This is a genomic window from Priestia sp. P5, assembly GCF_029522155.1.
Lineage (GTDB): Bacteria > Bacillota > Bacilli > Bacillales > Bacillaceae_H > Priestia > Priestia megaterium_E.
In genome coordinates, this window is sequence record NZ_JAKWFJ010000001.1 from 2165965 (window position 1) to 2186117 (window position 20153).

Sequence of the window (20153 nt, forward strand, 5' to 3'; positions counted from 1 at the left end):
AAAAGAGTGGATGTTATTGGGAAAAGCGTGATTCGAAAAGATGCGTTAGAAAAAGTGACGGGAACAGCTCGGTACACGAATGATTACAGTTTTAAAGGTTCCCTTCACGCCAAAATAGTAGTCAGTCCTTACGCTCATGCAAGAATTCAAGCAATAGACATTCAAGCAGCGATCGCTACTCCCGGTGTTCATGCAGTTGTGACGGGTGAGCATTTGCCGTTAACCGGAGAAGGAGTTCGTGACCGGCGACCGCTTGCGTTTGAAAAAGTGCGGTATCACGGAGAAGCCATAGTCCTTATAGTAGCAGAGACTCCTGCACTCGCTGAGCGTGCGGCGAGTGCTGTTCATATTCAATATGAGCAGTTACCTGTCGTTCATTCTCCTAGCGCCGCTATTGAGCATGATTCTCCTTTAGTGCATGAACATATGCACATCTACAAGCATGATGAAACGGTGTATCCAGAGCCCGGCACCAACGTAGCAAACAGAGTCAAAATACGAAAAGGGAATATGGAAGAAGGCTGGAAAAAAAGTGAGCTAATAGTTGAAGAAACGTTTTCTCTATCTCCTTCAGATCACGTGGCAATGGAAACAAGAAGTGCCGCTGCTGAAATTCTTCCGAATGGATTAGTTAAAATTATCACTTCTTCTCAAGCTCCTTTTATGGTGAAAAAATTAATCAGTGAGTACTTTGAAATTGAAGCGGGAAAAGTGATCGTTGAAACACCGCTAGTAGGAGGAGGCTACGGAGGAAAAGCAGCTGTCCAGCTGGAGCTGCTTGCTTATCTAGCTTCAAAAGCTGTGGGTGGAAGGCTGGTTAAAATATTGAACACAAGAGAAGAAGATATGCTTACTTCGCCTGCTCACGTAGGTCTAGATGCTAAAATCAAGCTAGGTTGTTCTAAAGAGGGACTCTTGCAGGCTGCTGACATTCTTTATTTGTTTGACAGCGGTGCTTATGCAGATAAAGGAACGGACTTGAGTAAAGCTGCAGCAGCTGACTGTACGGGACCTTATCGTCTTGAACATATTTTTTGTGATTCATTATGCGTATATACAAATCACCCTTACGCTTCTCCTTTTCGAGGATTCAGCCACTCTGAGCTATTATTTGCGTTTGAGCGCACGATGGACATCCTTGCTAAAAAAGCAGGTATAGATCCTTTGGAGTTTAGAGAAAAAAATGCTATTTTGCCGGGCGATACTACGCCTACGCAAGTACGTTTAACGTCTAGCAGTGTCGGTAACTTACCAGAATGTATTCGTCGCTTGAAGCAGCTGATCAAATGGGAGGAAGGACAGAGAACGGTGCATGAAAGCGGCCTTATTACTGCTAAGGGGATTAGCTGCGTCTGGAAAACCTCTACAATTGAAACAAACGCAGGTTCAGGTGTTATTCTAACATTCAATCCGGATGGAAGCGTGAATTTAATGTCTGGCGTTATTGAATTAGGCACGGGAACAAAAACCGTGCTCGCGCAAATACTGGCTGAAAAATTGCAGATGCGCGTGGAACGTATTCATGTGCGAATGGAAGTAGATACTCAAACGACTCCTGAACATTGGAAAACTGTGGCTAGCAGAGGCACTTTTATGGCAGGAAGAGCGGTTTTAGAAGCCGCTGAAGATGTGATTAATCAATTAAAAAAGATAGCTTCTTGTATATTTCGAGCTTCTGAGGAAGATATCGAAATAAAAAATGAAAAAGTTTTTTTACGGGATGAGCCTGAAACATCCTTGGCCTTTAAAGAAATTGTATATGGCTATAAATATCCGAACGGAAATGCAATTGGAGGGCAAATTATAGGGAGAGGCAACTATATTTTAAGAGGGATGACCTACTTGGATAAAGAAACGGGAGCTGGGCGTCCGGGGCCTGAATGGACGGTAGCAGCTGAAGGAGTTGAAGTGGAATATAATCCTAGAACGTATAGATATCGTATTGTAAAAGCTGTCTCTGTTATTGATATAGGAACCGTGCTAAACGAGAAAATGGCACGCGGGCAAGTCATGGGTGCGATGAGTATGGGACTATCATTTGCAGGCAGAGAAACATTTTGGTTTGATTCAAATGGCCGTATTTTAAATCCTCAGCTTCGGAAATATCGTCCTCTTCGCTACGGAGAGCATCCGGAGTACGTAGTAGATTTTGTTCATACGCCTCAATTAGATGCGGCGTACGGAGCTAGAGGAGTCGGAGAACACGGGCTGCTTGGTATGCCGGCTTCTTTAGGAAACAGCTTAACGGTGGCGGCAGAAACAGAATTAAACCAACTTCCGCTTATTCCAGAATTGATTTGGAGAATGAAAGAAGGGAATGCTGATGATTTCATTTGACTTTGAATATCACAAACCTGCAACTGTTTCAGAAGCAGTTGCCTTGTTTCAAGAGTTAGAGAATCAAGGCAAACAGCCGCGGTATTATGCTGGCGGTACCGAAATTCTGACATTAGGAAGATTGGGTTTGTTTGTTACCCATGCTGTTATTGATATAAAAAATATACCTGAATTTCAACAAACCGAAGCTAATGAAGATTGGATGATTTTTGGTGCAGGAGTAACGTTAACTGAACTGGAAGATAAAAATTTGTTTCCTTTATTAAGTAAGTCTGCTAGCGAAGTGGCTGATCACACGGCTCGAAATAAAATAACGCTAGGAGGAAATATTTGTGGACATATTTTTTATCGAGAAGCCGTATTGCCGCTGCTTTTAGCGGATAGTCAACTTGCAGTGGCAGGTCCTGCTGGAACAAATATCTATTCGATTCACGACCTTTTTAACCGGCGTTTGCAGCTAAAAAACGGAGAACTTCTTGTTCAGGTGTTTGTTGAAACGAAGTATGCTGCCCTGCCGTATATGAGTATAAAAGAGCGCCAGCAGTGGGACACAGGATATCCATTAGTGACAATAGCAGCTTTAAAAACAGAAGAAAGCATTCGAGTCGCTTTCAGCGGAGTATGTTCGTTTCCTTTTCGATCAGCTGAAATAGAAGAAGTGCTAAACCATAGAGAAAAGCCATTAGAAGCTCGACTTCAAACTGCTCTTGATTATATACCAGCTCCAATTTTAAATGATGGAGAAGGATCGGATCGATATCGCAAATTTGTGATTAAAAATTTATTGTTTGATATTTTCAAAGAGCTGGGAGGAGCGTAATGTGCTAAGAGATGAACGGTATAGAATAACAGTTAAGCTAAAGGTCAATGAGGAAGAAAAAATGGTTGATATCCGAACAGCAGATACGTTGCTTTACGTATTAAGAGAAAAGCTGGGCCTTACCGGAGCAAAACCAGGCTGTTTAAATGGAGACTGCGGAGCTTGTACAGTAGGTATAAATCAGCGGCCAATGAAATCCTGCCTCATGTTAGCGGCAGAAGCAGAAGAGAAAGAAATAATGACTATAGAAGGGCTGAAGAGTTCACCTATGCAAAAAGCTTTTATTGAACACTTTGCTTTTCAGTGCGGTTATTGTACATCAGGTTTTATTATGAATGCTCATTTGCTTTCCAAACGCCATCCTTCAGGAAGTGACGATATTATAAAGGAGTGGTTAGCTTCCAATATATGCAGATGTACAGGATATAAAGAAATTGAAGACGCAGTAAAATCTGTTTTACACTTTTCGGAGCGCGAGCGAGAAAAGAAAAAGCAGAATTAGAATAACACTTACACGTGTTTAGAATAGTATGTGCTAAGGGTGTGGAGAATGTGGAATGGAAAAGCGGCTTTGACAAAGAAAGGGAACTTATCTTTGCCATTCAACGAGATCTGGATGTAGTAACGGCCATATTATTATTAACTGGCCAAATAACAATTATAGGAGTATTTGTGACACCCGGCGCTTTTCGTGTTTCAGTAGGCGGACCTATTACAGGAACCAGTCGCATTGAAGGAAAAGACGGAAATGTGGGAATTAATATTATTATTGATATGATTGATGTGTTTCTTGCGGCTTTGCTGCTTAATAACCAGATTAATGTGTCGGGCGCCTTTATTTCTTCTGGAAGGTTTACCATTAACGTAAGTGGACCTATTTTTGGCGTTCCTAAAACAGAACCTGCATTCAGTGAACTGAATCAATCCTCTCAGTTTTTTCATCGTACGGTATCAAAACATTTTTATGTAAATCCTGACTTAGTTGAAAAATTTACAAAGGACTGATTAAAATGTCATTAACGGATATACCTACAGTAAGACCTTCAGAGAAGAGTATTTTTCTTATCGCCCTGCCGCTTATTATTTTTATCTTTTTCTTTACTCAGCCAAAAGCATCAGACGTTAAATAATCATGTAGGATAATGGGTGTTTTATCCCTGGGCACACAAGCTGCTTATTTTTCTGTTCATATCATTGCCTCTTCATTCATTAAGCCCCTAACGCTTTTCTTTTCTGTCATGTTTCATTAAAATGAACATAAACATATATGTAGAGAAAAGAATAATGTAGTGTTTCCTAATGTTATAAAATAGCTTACTATACGAAGAAAGCGTCTATAATAAAAGAAATGAACCTTTTGCGTGGTCAGCTGACGATGCTTTTTATTTTTACAAACTGCAGTGAAGGCAGAAAGGAGAGAATTCGATGAGTTTGCGCGAGCGGCTACTGTACGTAGCGGAACATTATAAACAAATGGGTGGAGACGTACTTGTAAAACATGAAATAGAAAATATGCTTACACGCAGGCTTCCGATTTCTCTTTATCGATTGGAGCATATAAATCGAGAAGAAATGCGTATATCAGGCCACCACGCTGAAACATTTCCTTACGTGACCCTCGCGAATAAAAATATAGAGAGTGACGTGATGGTCGCGTATTTATTCAGCGAAGACGGTCAGCGCATTTACTTAGTCATGATGAGAGGAGACTCAGAAGAAGGAACTGATCTGAAAGACATTCGTTTTTTTACTCCTGAACATGCCCGCGTATTGAAAGATAATCATATTGTCATTGGTACAAGCATGGAAGCGAAAAGCTTTGAGGATAGAGTAGCTCTTTACCTTCCTTACAATATAGCAGACTTACCTAGCAATGATCAGCTGCAAGATGACTTGCATTTACTGCTAAGTATGCATGAACAGTATATAAAAACATACGGAATGAGCAAAGAGATGATGGTAGACAAAGACGCCATCGTCCATATTCATGAGTATATTAGGAAATCTGGATTTACATATGAACGACATGATATAGCCAACGCCTACTTTGCTTTAAAGACCAAACCGTTTATTGTTTTATCAGGAATGAGCGGGACAGGAAAAACAAAGCTTGCTCAGCTCTTAGCAGATAGTATCGGTGCTACGATTGAAAATGGAAGACAAGTTCTCATTCCAGTTCGCCCCGACTGGCACGATAGTTCAGATTTATTAGGATATATTGATTTAAGAGGAGATTTTCGCAGAGGATCATTTCTGTCGATTATGCAGCAAGCCATTCAGCATCCAGCTTACACATATGTCGCTATATTGGATGAAATGAACTTAGCTCGAGTTGAACATTATTTTAGCGATATTTTAAGCGTGATGGAAAGCAGGAGCTGGTCAAAAGGGAAAATTAAAACGGCTCCGTTATTTCCTGGACATAAGATGTTCCGAGATATTTATTTGCCATCTAATCTTCTTATTATCGGTACCGTTAATATGGATGAAACGACTCATGGGTTTAGTCAAAAGTTGTTAGATCGTACCAACACCATTGAGTTAAATAAGATTCAGCTCGATTCTTTTGATTTTTTAAATGATAAAGAGCCATCGCAGCACAACATTCAAAATGTACAAATTCAAAGTCAATACGTGCACTTAAAAGATGCGTATGTTGAACATGCTGAGCTCATTCACGAAGTAACAAATGAACTGCTAACCGTCAACGAGATGCTTATAGAAGTCGATTTGCAAATAGGTTACCGCGTACGCGACGAAATATGCTTTTATTTAATTTACGCGGTGAAAAGCGGGATGTTTACATTTGATCAGGCGTTTGATTTTCAGATTTTGCAAAAAGTTTTGCCTCGTATTTCAGGAAGCGATGGGTACACATTTGACTTATTAAAAAACCTTTATTATTACTGTACAAATACACTGTTAGATGATGAATTTGAGACAGCTGTCGTAAATGCAGATGGAATGAGATTTCCTAAAAGCGCACGCAAAATAATGGAGATGATGAGACGTTTTGAAGTATACGGATACACGTCATTTTGGATTAATACCGTACGTTGAAATTGAAACCGATACGTGTACGGTGGTTATAAAAGGAAAGAATAAGAAAAAAATAAAATCTGCAGAAGAAGTGATGTTTTTTTCTTGTACGGGAAAAGGAATCACACATGTAAAAGTACTAAATCAAACAAAAGGCATGATGACTTCAAAACCGCCGCTTGAGCCTTTATTTTTTGAAAATGAAACCTATCAAATTACAGTTGTTTCTAAAAATGAAACAAGCCTGTTTGTTAACCACGATTCAAAAGCAGTTGAACAAAGTTTTCAAACCGTAGGATTTCCCTACATTTTAACAGGAAATATAAGCTTTCAAAATGAAGTAGGGTATTCTACGTTTCATGTCTACAGTGAAATAGAAAAAGAGCTGTCCTTTACTCTTGAAATTTTCCCATCAAAGATGAGCTACAAAACAGATTATGTACACATGGTTGATGAAGTGAACGGATACATTCATGATTTGGCATACGATATGCTTCGTAAAACATATATTGAAGCGAAATCTGTTTGGTCTAAGCAAGCAACATGGACGGAATTTTATCATGTTCTTTCTCACTATATGAAACCCTTTCTTCATTCTGTTCGTCAGATTGAAAATCAGCCGTTTCAATCGGTAAAAGTTGAACATGAGCTCATGAGAGGAGATCAAATAAAAAAACAAGATAGCCGTGCTATATCATTTGTCCGAACACACCCTACCTATCTTGCATCTTCAAGCAGAGGAATTAAAATTAATCGGCATATAAAAGTAGTACCCACAAAAGCAATTGGCACAAGACATGTAGCTACCTATGATAATCTGGAAAATCAAAGTGTTAAATGGATGATGACGCAGCTGTACCATAAGCTAACTGCACTAATTGACAAATTAATAGAAGATAGATATGTAAAAAAAGAGGCGGTGTCGGCTCTAGAAACTAATCATACCGAATTAAAAAGACTGTTAAACAATGTGTTTTGGCAACGGGTGAAGACCATACAAGCTTCAACTCTTCCTTCTACACTGCGTACGGCACCCCGCTACCGGGAAGCAAGCAGATACTTTATGTTCTTAACTCGAGGGTTGGCTCTTAACGGAGAGTTTTACCACCTTTCATTAAAAGATATCGCAACTCTCTATGAATACTGGACGTATGTTAGTCTTTTAAAGAAGTTGCAAATTTACGGCAAACGGATAGAACAAAACATCATGACAACGACAGAACAAGGGTTGAATGTCAGGGTGCAGGCCTCTTACCATCGTTTTCAGGTGGGAAAAGCAGAAGTCACGCTATGGTATCAGAAAGCATACCATCATACTCATACCGTTATTCAAAAGCCGGACTTACTGCTTGAAGTAAAGCAAGGGGAGAAAAAAAGTGTATATCTTTTTGACGCTAAGTATCGTATCAAACCAAATCATGATACGCCCTCTCCTAGAGAAGAAGATATTAATACCATGCACCGTTACCGAGACGCTATTGTAGAGGAAAATGGAATAAAACCGGTACAAACAGCGATTGTGCTGTTTCCAGGGAAAGCAGAAGGCTATAAGCAGCATCATTTTTATAAAAGTATTGAACGCGTTGGAGTGGGTGCGCTGCCTTTTTTGCCGGGAGAGGAAGGGCTAGTAGAAGAATTTATTGAAACTATTTGTACGGAAGAACCAAATCTTTTCAGCGCTGATTAGGTAAATAGGTAGAACGTGAACAAGTCTTTTTTTATGCGTTGACACAGTGTTAAGTTTTTTATGTTTTGATGACATTTCGAGATTTTAGTTGTATTTTCCTGTTGAATTTTCTAGAATAGTAGAGAATAAAACCGTATCGAAAAGAAGTCGTATCATGTGCAGAGAACGTATCAGGAGGACAACGAAGTGAAAAAGATTCTACTATTCACGTTAGTAGCGCTATTGGCAACTTTTTTTATTGACAGGGTATACAGCGAACGCAACCAAGCGCAACTTCAGCAAACCGTAATTAATGAAATTAAAAAAACAAATCAAAGTAAAGAAGAAGCTTCCATCCTTGATTTTAATGAATTATGTGATTTTAGATGGGATAAAGTATATGTTTTTGGACCGGAAACGACCCGCAGTGAGGTAAATGAAAAGCTGGGCTTCAATTGGTCTGAAGCAAAAGCAAAAGGTATTGGAAAAGATAAAAAAGATAACTTTATTGTTTTTGTAGAAAATGATCAAGTAACGCAATATTTAAAAATACCGGCGTCATATGGAGCTATTGTTCCTAAGACTTCTGTTGCAAATGAAAGCTAACGAACTTCTTCGTTAGCTTTTTTTATGCTTTCTTTTTTAAGGATGACGTTTTTTTCTCTGCTGTTGATTTTGTCGGCTGTAAAGTAGAAGGATCTATGCTCACCTTTAACATTTCCATTAAATGTCGAATATCTCGTTCTTCGCTTCCGCTTACTTTTGTAACTTCGCCTTGATTTATTTTTTGTTGAATGACGCTTTGTAAGGCATCTCGGTAGTTGTTTTTGTAAATAGATGGATTAAAAGAAGTAGATAGCTTATCAATTAATTCCACCGTCACTTGTGTATCACTTTCATTAATGGAAGAAGTACTGGATAAGTTAGGCACATCTGTGACTGAACGAAGCTCTTCTTCAAAATGCATCGTGTGAAGAACAAGAGAGCCACCAACGGAACGAATAATTGCCATTTGCTGCTTGGAATATAAAAATACATTGGCAATGCCGACTTTATTCGTTATTTCAAGTGCATTTAATAAAGTATAATAAGCTTTTAGGCTCGTTTCTCCAGGAGAAATATAGTAGGGCTTATCAAAAAACAGGGGATCAATGTCATCTAACGAAACAAAGTGTAACAATTCAACGGCTTTGTTTGTTGCAAAGGGCTCTTTGACACTGTCAATTTCCTGTTGTGAAAGTACAACAAACTGACCGGTCGCGGTTTCGTATCCTTTAACCAGTTCATCGGATTCTACTTCTCGTCCACACGTTTGGCAATGTTTTTCTTGATGAATGGGTGTATGGCAAACGGAGTGCAGTGTGCGCAGCTTTACATCTTTTTCTTCAATTGCTCCGTGCAGTTTAATAGGGATATCAATTAATCCAAAGCTGATTTTACCTTTCCAAGCAGTATGAAGCATAAACGTTCTCCTTTTACTCTTTTTTAGTAGTGTGCCGTAAAATAAATTAGATATCCCATTGTTTTGAAAAGAAGAATATTCTTAAAAAACTATGTGCTAAATAAACAATTAAATAATTCCAATAAAGCTGCAGAGACAACATCTGCAGCTTTATTGGAATTCAATAGGGACTATTTGCTGATTAGATTCATTTGTCTCATGTTTAGAAATCGTAATTTCAAGGATTTCGTTACTAAATGTAGCGGTAATTTTTTTATTCATCAATGGAAATGGAAAGTCGATTGTACGTTCAACGCTTTCTTCCATTTGTTCTCTTGCAAGCGTTCCTTGCTTTTCGTCATGAAATTCTCTAATGCAGTATTTTTTTGCTGTCAGCTGTAAGTGGTCAGCATGTATCTGAACGATAATATCCTTAGGGTGATACCCTAATAATTCAGCTTCGACAATAAATGATTGTTCTGTTTCAAATAAATCTATACGAACGGAATCATAATCTAAATAGCTCATAAAGGGATTTGAAAGCATGACTTCTAACAACTCTTGAAAGCCTTTTACAAACATTTGGTCTGCTGGCAGACGCTTGTTTTTCATTTCTGCGTTCCTCCATTATTTAAACTGTTTCACTTTACTATCATATGCGCGTTTATGTACTTAGTGAACTCCTGTGCAAAGAATAAGCTTGAAGTACTAGCTGCCTTTTCTATGCATAAAAAAGCAAGCTCTGTATAGAGCTTGCCGCTGTTTTACATATCATGTCCGCTATTGTGTTTTTGGCGAGAATGCTTACGGTTCTTTACTTTATGAGATCCGCTTAGCGGTTCGGGCTGTCCAGAATTGCTTTTTGGCGCATTTCTTCTGATGTCTTTGCTGCTGTTTTTGTTCATAGTTAAACCCTCCCTTTCATTTATTAGGGTGGGATAGTGACAGGGGATTTATCCGATGAAAAATTCCCCTTTCTAAAAATAGGTTTAGCAAAAACAGGAAATGGGAACAGAAAAAAAGCGCCATATATAATGACGCCTTCTCGTTAGATTTCATGGAGTTAAACGATTTTGCTTTTCTAACTAGTGATTAGTATATCCAATAAGAGAGTGTTTTATTGATTTTTTTTGCGTTTTTTATTATTTTGTTTCTGTTGTTCGGTTAATGGTTCATTTGAAAATTCTTCATTATAACCCGCTCCTTTTCCTTGAGCGCTAGCCGCGTTAGCTCCAGGAATGACGTGGTTGGACTTGCGTTTAGCCATGTTGAATCACCTCCGTTTCTAGCATGCGTAAAAATCAATGAAATATGAATTATTAGAAAAATAAAAGGCAGATGGAAAAAAGTTATAAGTGAAACTTATGTTAATTAATAACATTCTTTTTATTTACTTATGTATAATATTATATTAAGATAGATGGTGAAGGGAATAGAGGATGGGGTAAGTAAATCCTTTATACATAGAATTTTAAGGGGGTAAAAGCAATGACTAAAAAAGACGTTTTTAACGCTCGTTCGTCATTCGATCTTAATGGCAGCACATATAATTATTACCGCTTACAAGCTTTAGAGGAAGCAGGTTTAGGTAACGTATCTAAGCTGCCGTATTCAATTAAAGTATTATTAGAATCTGTTCTTCGTCAGGTAGATGGCCGTGTTATTACAAAAGAACACGTCGAAAACCTTGCAAAATGGGGAACAAAAGATATCAAAGATATCGATGTTCCTTTCAAACCATCTCGTGTTATTCTTCAAGATTTCACTGGAGTTCCAGCGGTTGTAGACTTAGCGTCACTTCGTAAAGCAATGGCTGATTTAGGAGGAGATCCTGACAAAATCAATCCAGAAATTCCAGTAGACCTCGTTGTCGACCACTCCGTACAAGTTGATAAAGCAGGTACAGCTGACTCATTACGAATTAATATGGACCTTGAATTTCAACGTAATACAGAGCGCTATAATTTCTTAAGCTGGGCTCAAAAATCATTTAATAACTATCGTGCAGTTCCGCCAGCTACTGGTATCGTGCATCAAGTAAATTTAGAATATTTAGCAAACGTTGTTCATGCTGTTGAAGAAGATGGCGAATTCGTAGCTTTCCCTGATTCTCTAGTAGGTACTGACTCTCATACAACGATGATTAATGGTATCGGTGTTTTAGGATGGGGTGTTGGCGGTATTGAAGCGGAAGCAGGCATGCTTGGTCAACCTTCTTATTTCCCAGTTCCTGAAGTAATCGGTGTTAAACTTGTTGGTGAATTACCAAACGGTACTACAGCTACAGACTTAGCGTTAAAAGTTACGCAAGTGCTTCGTCAAAAAGGAGTAGTCGGAAAATTCGTTGAATTCTTCGGTCCTGGCGTAGCAGAACTTCCATTAGCTGACCGTGCAACAATTGCTAATATGGCTCCTGAATACGGTGCAACATGCGGGTTCTTCCCAGTTGACGCAGAGGCATTAGCATACATGCGTTTAACAGGAAGAGATGAAAAAGACATTCAGGTTGTCGAACAATATACAAAAGCAAATGGTTTATTCTTCACACCAGAAAATGAAGATCCAATTTTCACTGACGTTGTTGAGATTAACCTTGCAGAAATTGAAGCGAATCTTTCTGGTCCAAAGCGTCCGCAAGATTTAATTCCACTTTCTCAAATGCAAACAGAATTCAAAAAGGCTTTAACAGCTCCTGTTAGCAACCAAAGCTTCGGACTTGATGCTAAAGACGTGGATAAAGAAATTACGTTTAAGCTTGCAGACGGTTCAGAAACAACAATGAAAACAGGTGCCATTGCCATTGCGGCTATCACAAGCTGTACGAACACATCAAATCCTTACGTCTTAGTAGCAGCTGGTTTAGTTGCCAAAAAAGCAGTAGAAAAAGGATTGGATGTTCCAGCTTATGTGAAAACGTCATTAGCACCAGGTTCAAAAGTAGTAACGGCTTACCTGCAAAATTCAGGATTACTTCCATACTTAGATAAAATCGGCTTTAACATCGTAGGTTACGGCTGTACGACTTGTATCGGTAACTCTGGTCCATTAGCAGCTGAAATTGAAGAAGCGATTGCAGACAACGACTTGCTTGTAACGTCTGTTCTTTCAGGAAACCGTAACTTTGAAGGACGTATTCATCCATTAGTAAAAGGTAACTACCTTGCTTCTCCGCCGCTTGTTGTAGCATATGCACTGGCTGGGACGGTAGATGTAGATTTACAAAAAGATCCAATCGGTATTGATACAGACGGAAATGAAGTATTCTTTAGTGACATTTGGCCTTCACAAGATGAAATTAAAGAAGTTGTTAGCCGTACGGTAACGCCTGAATTATTCCGTAACGAGTATGAGCGCGTATTCGATGACAACGAGCGCTGGAATGAAATTAAAACAAGCGAAGATGCTCTTTATACCTGGGAGAATGATTCAACGTACATTCAAAACCCACCTTTCTTTGAAGGGTTATCAGAAGAGCCAGGTGAAGTAGAACCGTTAAATGATCTTCGCGTAGTAGCGAAATTTGGTGACTCAGTGACAACGGATCACATTTCACCAGCGGGTTCAATTGCAAAAACATCACCTGCAGGTCTTTACCTTCAAGAAAACGGTGTAGAGCCAAAAGACTTTAACTCATATGGTTCTCGTCGTGGTAACCACGAAGTGATGATGCGCGGTACGTTTGCAAACATTCGCATTAAAAACCAAGTAGCTCCTGGTACAGAAGGCGGCTGGACAACACACTGGCCAACAAATGACGTAATGAGCATTTATGATGCTTGTATGAAATACAAAGAGCAAGGTACAGGTCTTGTTGTACTTGCAGGTAAAGATTACGGCATGGGAAGTTCTCGTGACTGGGCAGCAAAAGGCACAAACCTTTTAGGTATTAAAACAGTAATCGCTGAAAGCTTTGAGCGTATTCACCGTTCAAACCTAGTATTAATGGGTGTTTTACCTCTTCAATTTAAAGATGGTGAAAGCGCGGATACATTAGGTTTAACTGGAAAAGAAACAATTGCAGTAGCAGTTGATGAAACAGTAAAACCACGTGATCTTGTAAAAGTAACAGCAACTGATGAAGCTGGAAACAAAAAAGAATTTGAAGTGCTGGTTCGTTTCGACAGTGAAGTTGAAATTGATTACTATCGCCACGGTGGTATCCTTCAAATGGTGCTTCGTGATAAATTACAGTCTAAAACACATGCGTAAGTTATAAAGAAAAAGAGCGGTTCTTGTGAGCCGCTCTTTTTTTATGCAAACACACCGCTTTCGACAAAAAGTGAGAGGGAAATATGCTATATTATAAAAGAAAATGCCCTATAAAAGGATTATTTTAGTAGATATTGCACATATCTATTAGTACATAGATTATCACTTTTTAGAAGAAACAAAGGAGCCGATCATATGGTTAAAAAAATAATTGCGGTCTTGCTTCTAGTAGGCTTTCTTAGCTACGCACTTTGGCAAGGGCTTTCTCCAAATGAAGCATCCGATAATTCTAACTTAAGCGAATACAAGGATTTAAATATCAAAAAAGGCGATAGTGCTCGTCAGGCTTCGGGTCAAGCTTATGGGTTGGAACCAAAAGATACAGCGCCTCCGTTTACACTGTCAGATACGAGCGGGAAATCCGTTCAATTATCGGACTTTAAAGGAAAAAAAGTCATTTTAAACTTTTGGGCAACATGGTGTCCGCCGTGTCAAAAAGAAATGCCCGATATGCAAGCGTTTTATGAGAAATATGGAAACGATGTACAGCTGCTTGCGGTTAATTTAACTTCGTCAGAAGGCAGTAAACAGGCAGTATCTAAGTTTCTTAAAGAAAAACAGTTTACGTTTCGTGTATTATTGGACGACCAAGATAGTGTAGGAAGTAAAAAATATCGGGTTTCCACCATTCCGACATCTTACTTTATAGATGAAGAAGGGAAAATTGTTCAACGAGTGAATGGTCCAATGACGCTTAAACAAATGGAAAACTTTGCTCAACAAGCAGCGAATTAACTTCGCTGCTTGTTTTATTAAAAATGAAACTTATTGACTTTACCATCGTATACATAGATAAGTCAGTAAACATGTCAAACTTTCTTACAACTTTTCAAAAAGTATGTTTACTTATCTGACAAATTGGTTACAATATAGATAGTTGTATGATATCAGTTTCTTTAGATTTTTCAGATTTTTCATAAAAATTACATAAAGTAGGTGTTGAAATCATGAGAAAATTACGCAAACGTTCATTTGAAGAGTTAGTGCAAGAAAATAAAACGCAGCTGTTAAAAGATCAGTCAGAAATTGAACGCATTGAAATGGAAATTGAAAAGCGGTTAGAAGATCGTATGCTTGAAAGAGCTGAATAATTTTAAAGTAAGTTGGTTAGAGTAACGGTGAGGAGGGGATAAGCATGGGAAATCCTAAAAAACAAAGCAAATCTTTTGTTCCGAATCACATCGGCACTCAACCGAGAGAAGCTGGTGGAAATAACGGAAAACAAATGCAAGATAAATCCGGCAAGCATCCTCAAGTTATTCAAACCAAAGGTGAATGAATAAAAAGTCGCTGAATTCAGCGACTTTTTATTATTTGAATTCTACCGTGAATAAATAAACGTAAGGATTGCTCGAAATAAGCTCTTTAACGACTTCTCCATCGTCGGTTGAAAGCGGAGCAACTCGTATGCCACTGCCATCGTCACCAAATAAAGCAGCAACTGGATATGTTTTATTCATTTTTACTTTTTGTTTTTTCTCTAATCCAGTAAAGGAATAGCCGTTCATTTTTTTTGGCTTTTCCGCTTCTATTCCTAGGTTTGTATCGTTGCTGCCTACATTAAACATAACTTTATGCGCATCATCATCGATTTTATATGTAATAGCAAACATGTCAAATTCTTTTGAAACAGTCAACCCTCCTGAAAATAAAGGCTCTTTTGCTTTTCCCTTTTCATAATAAGTAGCTTTTACATAAGCTTCTTTTGTGTCATTAGGAGCTTTCACATCGTATGCAATGATATTGCTTTTGTAGTCTAAATTTGTCACGGCTAACATCTTTTCTTCATGTTTTGAGTAATGATGAGGCTTCATAAAGGCACTTCCTGTTAACTTTGATGCTAATGAGGTTTGCGACATAAAAAATACGGCAAGCACTGCAATAAAAATGACGCTTAGTAATGTTATCATTCGTTTGGTCATAGCGATTCCCCCTTTGTATGTATATATTACCATATTATGTATGTTTTTATATATACATTTTAGTTTTATTATAATCATATTATGTAAACTAAAATCATTTTTTTCCACTTATAGAGATGAACAAATCCGGCATACTACAATTGTAACAAAGTTATTTTGAGGAGGAAGATACAATGGCATGGAATAAATCAAATCCAGACGATCGCAGTGATAACGTTGAAAAATTACAAACAATGGTCCAAAATACAATGAAAAACATTGAAGAAGCAGAAGAAGCAGCTGCATGCAGCACTGAAGAAGAACGTCAGCGCATTCAGCAAAAAAATCACAATCGTGAAGTAAGTATCGAAGCAATGCGCAGCGAAATAAAAGATGAGTCAGAAGCTCGTCAAAATGGTTACGAAGGTACGATTTAATAAATAAAACAGCGACAATAAGCAGCTAAAAATAAACGGTTTTAGCTGCTTTCTTTCTATATTTTTTTAGTAAGGTCAATACTAATACAAACTAGCGAAGAGGTTTATGTAGGTGAAAAAGCACGTGAAAAAGAAAATAGTAAGGATTTTGGTCAGTTTACTTGTCGTCTTGATTATTGTGGGCTCTTATCACACGCATAAGCCCTTGCCTAAAGGAGTTTCATACGAAAGTAAGCCTCACAAAGTAGAAGATGTATTTCTTTTATCAGACCTAACGTATCAAGACCAGCAGACGTCTGTTTCTGAACAACATATTTTTCAAGCAGTTACAAATGCGATTGATGACGCAAAAGCTTTTATTATTATGGATATGTTTCTATTTAATGGCTACTATAACCAAGGCGAAACGTTTCCTCACCTTAGTGATACGCTTGCAAGTAAGCTGATTGAAAAGAAACGAAAACATCCTCCTATCGAAATCGTCTTTATTACAGATGAAATCAATACAACCTACGGCTCACATGATTCAAAGTGGTTAGATTCACTGCGGCTAAACGGAATCAAAGTGGTACAAACCAATTTATCTAAGCTCAGAGACTCCATTCCACTGTATTCTTCAGTGTGGAGAACGTTTGTTCAGTGGTTTGGTGAAAAAGGAAACGGATGGATCACCAATCCTTTTGGAAATAATGCGCCTAACGTGACGGCCCGTGCTTATTTTAAGTTGTTAAATGTAAAAGCTAATCATAGAAAAGTAGTAGCAACAGATCAAAGCATTATTATCTCCTCTGCTAATCCTCATGATGCAAGTTTTTATAACTCTAACATGGCCTTTGAAGTAAAAGGGAATATCATTGGAGATGTGGTAAAAAGTGAACAAGCGGTGTCAGATTTTTCTTACGGAGGAAAGTTACCTCGGTATAAGAAGAAAGAAAAAGAAAAGGGAGACCTCTATGTTCAGCTGTTAACAGAAGGTAAAATCTATAAGCACGTATTAAATGATTTAAGTCATGCTAAAAAAGGTGACGATGTATGGCTTGGCATGTTTTATCTTGGAGATCGAGACGTAATAGAGGCGCTTTTGAAAGCTTCTAAACAAGGCGTAAACGTACGATTAATTTTAGATCCTAATGAAAATGCGTTTGGAAGAAAGAAGTTCGGACTGCCTAACCGTCCAGTCGCAGCAGAACTTGTGAAAAAATCTAAAGGAAATATTAAAGTTCGCTGGTATCATACGGGAAAAGAGCAGTATCATCCTAAAACTTTATTTATTCGGAACAAAAAAAATGCAACTATTATTGCAGGAGCAGCAAATTTCACAAAACGAAATTTGGCTGACTTGAACTTAGAAACGGATATTAAAGTATCAGGACCTTCTCACAAAAAGGTTATGACCGAACTAAACGCTTATTTTGACCGCTTATGGACAAATAAAGACTACACATATACACTTCCTTATAAAAGGCATGAAAATAAGATGACGCGGCTGGAAATGCTGATATATCGCATTCAAGATGCGCTTAGTCTTACAACATATTGAGTAAGAACCAAACTAGTAGGAGTATATTCTCCTTATATGGTAAGATAAAACAGGAACAGTGCAAGAGGAGGTAAAATCATGCTAGTATCGAAGAAAGAAATCGAAGTGCGCTATGCAGAAACTGATCAGATGGGCGTTGTGTATCATGCTAACTATTTAGTATGGATGGAAATAGGTCGAACGCAGTTTATTAGTGATTTAGGTTTTAGCTATGCACAAATGGAAAGAGACGGTGTGCTGTCGCCAGTTATTGATATACAGGCTTCATATAAAAAGCCGCTTCATTATGGCGAGACAGCTGTAGTACATACTTGGGTTGAGAGCTATGACGGGCTACGCGTTGTGTACGGCTACGAAATTTTTAATTCAAATGAAGAACTTGCGTTAACAGGAACATCGTCACACGTATGTGTGAAAAAAGAAAACTTTAAGCCTATTTCAATTCGCCGTAATTATCCGGAATGGCATAAAGCCTATGAAAATGCCAAAAAGCAGGGTTAAGCGCAAGAATAAAAAGCATCGATAAATCGATGCTTTTTTTCTTACGCTTCGTAATGAAAGTCAGGTTCTTTTGTTTCTTCATTATAATTTACAGTCAAATCATGACCATCAAAGTACCAAAGGTCTTCATCTTCTACGAAGAATGTTAAACCGTCAACTTTTGTTTCAACGCCAACGTTTTTAGGAGAATCTGTGTTTACACCTAAAGAAAAACCTTTTTGAACGTTGCTGCACCCGCCGTAGCGAACAAAAAAGCGAATTGTTTCATTTCCTTCTAGCATCATTTCGTCTTTGTACCACGTAGCTGCTGCTTCTGTTACTGTTAATTTCATTAATTATGCTCCTTCCAATACTGCGGATACATTTATTATAGTAGAAAGGTAGATAAATTACCAATATATACGAATCCAGCTAGGAAGGAATGAGATAAAATAAAATAAAACGATTTAATATAGAGGTGAAGGCTTCATTTCTATATTAAATCGTTTCATTCTTTCATTTGAAATCATATTGTTTTCCAATGGTTTCCCAGCAGTGAACGCAGTAGCGGCTTCCTTCTAGCTGTGAATCCATTTTCTTATTTCGTTTGCAAATGGGGCATTTTTTCTTCACATCATTCACCTCCTTATTTTAGTATCAGTATAACTAATAAATAAGAAATGTATTCGCTTACAAAGTCGTTATAAAAAAAGAAATAAGAGGAAGATCCTCTTATTTCTTTTTACCTGACAAAAATGTGACTTTCGGTTCTGTTTTGTTAAGAATTCGGGTAATGTTTGCGCGGTGTCTGTAAATGACAAAGGCTACAATTAAACCAATAATCATAATAAGCATGTAGTCTTGTTTAAACAGCGTGTAGATAAAGGTTAATACCCCGGTAACCATTGATGACAGTGATACATACTTCGTTATGTATAAGCAGATAAAAAAACATAATAGTACGAAAGCAAATAAAAGAGGTTCATAACACAAAATCACTCCGGCGGACGTGGCAACAGCTTTCCCGCCTTTAAATTTCGCGAAAACAGGAAAAATATGACCAATGACAGCAAATAAACCAATGAAGAGAATGTTTTGATTCGTATTAAATAAAAGCGGTAAAGAAGCTGCTAGGGTTCCTTTTAGAATGTCTCCAAGCGTAACGATAATTCCGGCTTTTACGCCCAATGTACGAAAGGAGTTGGTGCCGCCTAAATTGCCGCTTCCATGCTCTCGTATATCGATGCCGTATCCTAGTTTTCCAACAACTAGTCCAAAAGGAATAGAGCCCAAGATATAGGCAAGAATAGGTAATAAATAATTCATGTTTGAAAGCTCCTTTATTTCTATATCGTTTCTATTTTACCATGAGATACTTAAAAAAACATAGCTAGTTTTGGGTGAGAGACAATTATTTTAAAAAAAGAAGACGTTTACAAAAATAGAGAAAACGGGTACTATATGCAGGAAATCAACTATAAATCACGAATGTTGTTCAGTACATATTATATAGCTAAGAGAGGTAATAGACATGTCCATTAAAATTCCTTCCCGTCAAGAGCTTGGTAAAATATTAAAAAAAAGCAAGCGCATTGCTGTAGTAGGTTTATCAGATGATCCTCATCGAACGTCTTATATGGTTTCAGAAGCCATGCAGCAGCAAGGTTATGAGATTATTCCGGTGAACCCGACAATCAACTCAGCGCTCGGCGTAAAAGCCGTATCTTCATTAAAAGAAATTGAAGGGCATATTGATATCGTTAATGTATTTCGTCGCTCTGAGCATTTGCTTGAAGTTGCAGAAGAGTTTTTAGAAGTAGACGCAGACGTATTTTGGGCACAATCTGGTTTAATTAATGAAGAAGCATATGACCTGCTCGCTAAAAAAGGGTATACTGTAGTTATGGATCGTTGTATAAAAGTTGAGCATGCTTTAACAAAGTAAGATCTATAAGCAGAACAACCAACCCATGCACACTGCTTGCATGGGTTTCACCATGCGTTGAAATAGCAAGAGCGTTTCCGCTACAATAGACGTTAGACAGCTAGCTTTATAATGCTTATAATCCATGAATACACAAGATATTGCTTTTATAATACGGAAATTTGTGCTAAAATCTTGTAAGTACGCAAAAATAGAAACATACGTTCTGTTGATGCGAACACTATAAAATTAAAAGATAGGATACATGATCATTTATTCTTAGACACGAAGCGCAAACG

General features: G+C 37.9%; 22 protein-coding genes. 15 read left to right on the forward strand and 7 right to left on the reverse strand.

Going from position 1 to position 20153, the window contains the following annotated elements; genetic code table 11:
• Nucleotides 1-6: 6 nt before the first annotated feature.
• From MMB69_RS11730 to MMB69_RS11760, 7 genes are all read left to right on the forward strand, one after another.
• A complete protein-coding gene (locus tag MMB69_RS11730) occupies nt 7-2337 on the forward strand; it encodes a xanthine dehydrogenase family protein molybdopterin-binding subunit (RefSeq protein WP_277447764.1) in 2331 nt (776 codons plus the stop codon).
• Nucleotides 2324-3157: an FAD binding domain-containing protein gene (locus MMB69_RS11735; RefSeq protein WP_277447765.1), complete on the forward strand. Its 834-nt coding sequence runs from the start codon at nt 2324-2326 to the stop codon at nt 3155-3157. The genes MMB69_RS11730 and MMB69_RS11735 overlap by 14 nt, the downstream gene beginning before the upstream one ends.
• A gap of 1 nt (nt 3158) precedes the next feature.
• A complete protein-coding gene (locus MMB69_RS11740; RefSeq protein ID WP_115654072.1) occupies nt 3159-3659 on the forward strand; it encodes a (2Fe-2S)-binding protein in 501 nt (166 codons plus the stop codon).
• 14 nt (nt 3660-3673) lie between these two features.
• Complete coding sequence (locus tag MMB69_RS11745; protein WP_115654071.1) at nt 3674-4162, forward strand: hypothetical protein; 489 nt, start codon at nt 3674-3676, stop codon at nt 4160-4162.
• A 420-nt stretch (nt 4163-4582) separates the two neighbouring features.
• Nucleotides 4583-6217, forward strand: a complete 1635-nt coding sequence (locus MMB69_RS11750; RefSeq protein ID WP_221785043.1) for an MrcB family domain-containing protein — start codon at nt 4583-4585, stop codon at nt 6215-6217.
• Nucleotides 6171-7883, forward strand: coding sequence for a DUF2357 domain-containing protein (locus MMB69_RS11755; RefSeq protein ID WP_221785044.1), 1713 nt, complete (start codon nt 6171-6173; stop codon nt 7881-7883). Before MMB69_RS11750 ends, MMB69_RS11755 begins: the two co-directional genes overlap by 47 nt.
• A 186-nt stretch (nt 7884-8069) precedes the next feature.
• Nucleotides 8070-8468, forward strand: coding sequence for a hypothetical protein (locus tag MMB69_RS11760; RefSeq protein ID WP_014459877.1), 399 nt, complete (start codon nt 8070-8072; stop codon nt 8466-8468).
• Between the two features lie 22 nt (nt 8469-8490).
• On the opposite strand, the gene ku is transcribed toward MMB69_RS11760, so the two are convergent.
• From ku to sspO, 4 genes are all read right to left on the reverse strand, one after another.
• On the reverse strand, nt 8491-9324 hold the full coding sequence (gene ku, locus MMB69_RS11765) for a non-homologous end joining protein Ku (RefSeq protein ID WP_221785045.1): 834 nt from the start codon (nt 9322-9324) through the stop codon (nt 8491-8493).
• Nucleotides 9325-9474: 150 nt separating this feature from the next.
• Nucleotides 9475-9915, reverse strand: a complete 441-nt coding sequence (locus MMB69_RS11770; protein ID WP_221785046.1) for an Hsp20/alpha crystallin family protein — start codon at nt 9913-9915, stop codon at nt 9475-9477.
• Between the two features lie 152 nt (nt 9916-10067).
• The gene (locus MMB69_RS11775; RefSeq protein WP_013057256.1) at nt 10068-10208 is read right to left on the reverse strand and encodes a small acid-soluble spore protein P; all 141 of its coding nucleotides are present in this window, start codon (nt 10206-10208) and stop codon (nt 10068-10070) included.
• 212 nt (nt 10209-10420) lie between these two features.
• Complete coding sequence (gene sspO / locus MMB69_RS11780; RefSeq protein ID WP_013083371.1) at nt 10421-10570, reverse strand: small acid-soluble spore protein O; 150 nt, start codon at nt 10568-10570, stop codon at nt 10421-10423.
• Between the two features lie 221 nt (nt 10571-10791).
• On the opposite strand from sspO, the gene acnA reads away from it, so the two are divergent.
• From acnA to MMB69_RS11800, 4 genes are all read left to right on the forward strand, one after another.
• On the forward strand, nt 10792-13512 hold the full coding sequence (gene acnA, locus MMB69_RS11785) for an aconitate hydratase AcnA (RefSeq protein ID WP_221785047.1): 2721 nt from the start codon (nt 10792-10794) through the stop codon (nt 13510-13512).
• Between the two features lie 195 nt (nt 13513-13707).
• On the forward strand, nt 13708-14307 hold the full coding sequence (locus MMB69_RS11790; RefSeq protein WP_013057253.1) for a TlpA disulfide reductase family protein: 600 nt from the start codon (nt 13708-13710) through the stop codon (nt 14305-14307).
• Between the two features lie 212 nt (nt 14308-14519).
• A complete protein-coding gene (locus MMB69_RS11795) occupies nt 14520-14663 on the forward strand; it encodes an FbpB family small basic protein (RefSeq protein WP_013057252.1) in 144 nt (47 codons plus the stop codon).
• A 44-nt stretch (nt 14664-14707) separates the two neighbouring features.
• Nucleotides 14708-14851 (forward strand): acid-soluble spore protein N, encoded by a 144-nt coding sequence (locus MMB69_RS11800; protein WP_221785048.1) that lies wholly within the window; start codon nt 14708-14710, stop codon nt 14849-14851.
• Between the two features lie 31 nt (nt 14852-14882).
• Here the strand turns inward: MMB69_RS11800 and MMB69_RS11805 are convergent, their stop codons facing one another.
• The gene (locus MMB69_RS11805; RefSeq protein WP_221785049.1) at nt 14883-15494 is read right to left on the reverse strand and encodes a hypothetical protein; all 612 of its coding nucleotides are present in this window, start codon (nt 15492-15494) and stop codon (nt 14883-14885) included.
• A 173-nt stretch (nt 15495-15667) separates the two neighbouring features.
• Between MMB69_RS11805 and tlp the strand changes: the two genes are divergently transcribed.
• From tlp to MMB69_RS11820, 3 genes are all read left to right on the forward strand, one after another.
• The gene (tlp, locus tag MMB69_RS11810; RefSeq protein ID WP_014459887.1) at nt 15668-15910 is read left to right on the forward strand and encodes a small acid-soluble spore protein Tlp; all 243 of its coding nucleotides are present in this window, start codon (nt 15668-15670) and stop codon (nt 15908-15910) included.
• A 112-nt stretch (nt 15911-16022) separates the two neighbouring features.
• The gene (locus tag MMB69_RS11815; protein WP_221785050.1) at nt 16023-17450 is read left to right on the forward strand and encodes a phospholipase D family protein; all 1428 of its coding nucleotides are present in this window, start codon (nt 16023-16025) and stop codon (nt 17448-17450) included.
• Between the two features lie 78 nt (nt 17451-17528).
• Nucleotides 17529-17951 carry an acyl-CoA thioesterase gene (locus MMB69_RS11820; protein ID WP_195696906.1) on the forward strand — a complete coding sequence of 141 codons (423 nt, stop codon included), beginning with the start codon at nt 17529-17531 and terminating at the stop codon, nt 17949-17951.
• Nucleotides 17952-17992: 41 nt separating this feature from the next.
• Here the strand turns inward: MMB69_RS11820 and MMB69_RS11825 are convergent, their stop codons facing one another.
• Both MMB69_RS11825 and plsY read right to left on the reverse strand, forming a co-directional pair.
• Nucleotides 17993-18283, reverse strand: coding sequence for a HesB/YadR/YfhF family protein (locus tag MMB69_RS11825; protein ID WP_013057245.1), 291 nt, complete (start codon nt 18281-18283; stop codon nt 17993-17995).
• A 379-nt stretch (nt 18284-18662) separates the two neighbouring features.
• A complete protein-coding gene (gene plsY, locus MMB69_RS11830) occupies nt 18663-19256 on the reverse strand; it encodes a glycerol-3-phosphate 1-O-acyltransferase PlsY (protein ID WP_013083364.1) in 594 nt (197 codons plus the stop codon).
• Nucleotides 19257-19461: 205 nt separating this feature from the next.
• On the opposite strand from plsY, the gene MMB69_RS11835 reads away from it, so the two are divergent.
• On the forward strand, nt 19462-19875 hold the full coding sequence (locus MMB69_RS11835) for a CoA-binding protein (RefSeq protein WP_221785051.1): 414 nt from the start codon (nt 19462-19464) through the stop codon (nt 19873-19875).
• Nucleotides 19876-20153: the final 278 nt, after the last annotated feature.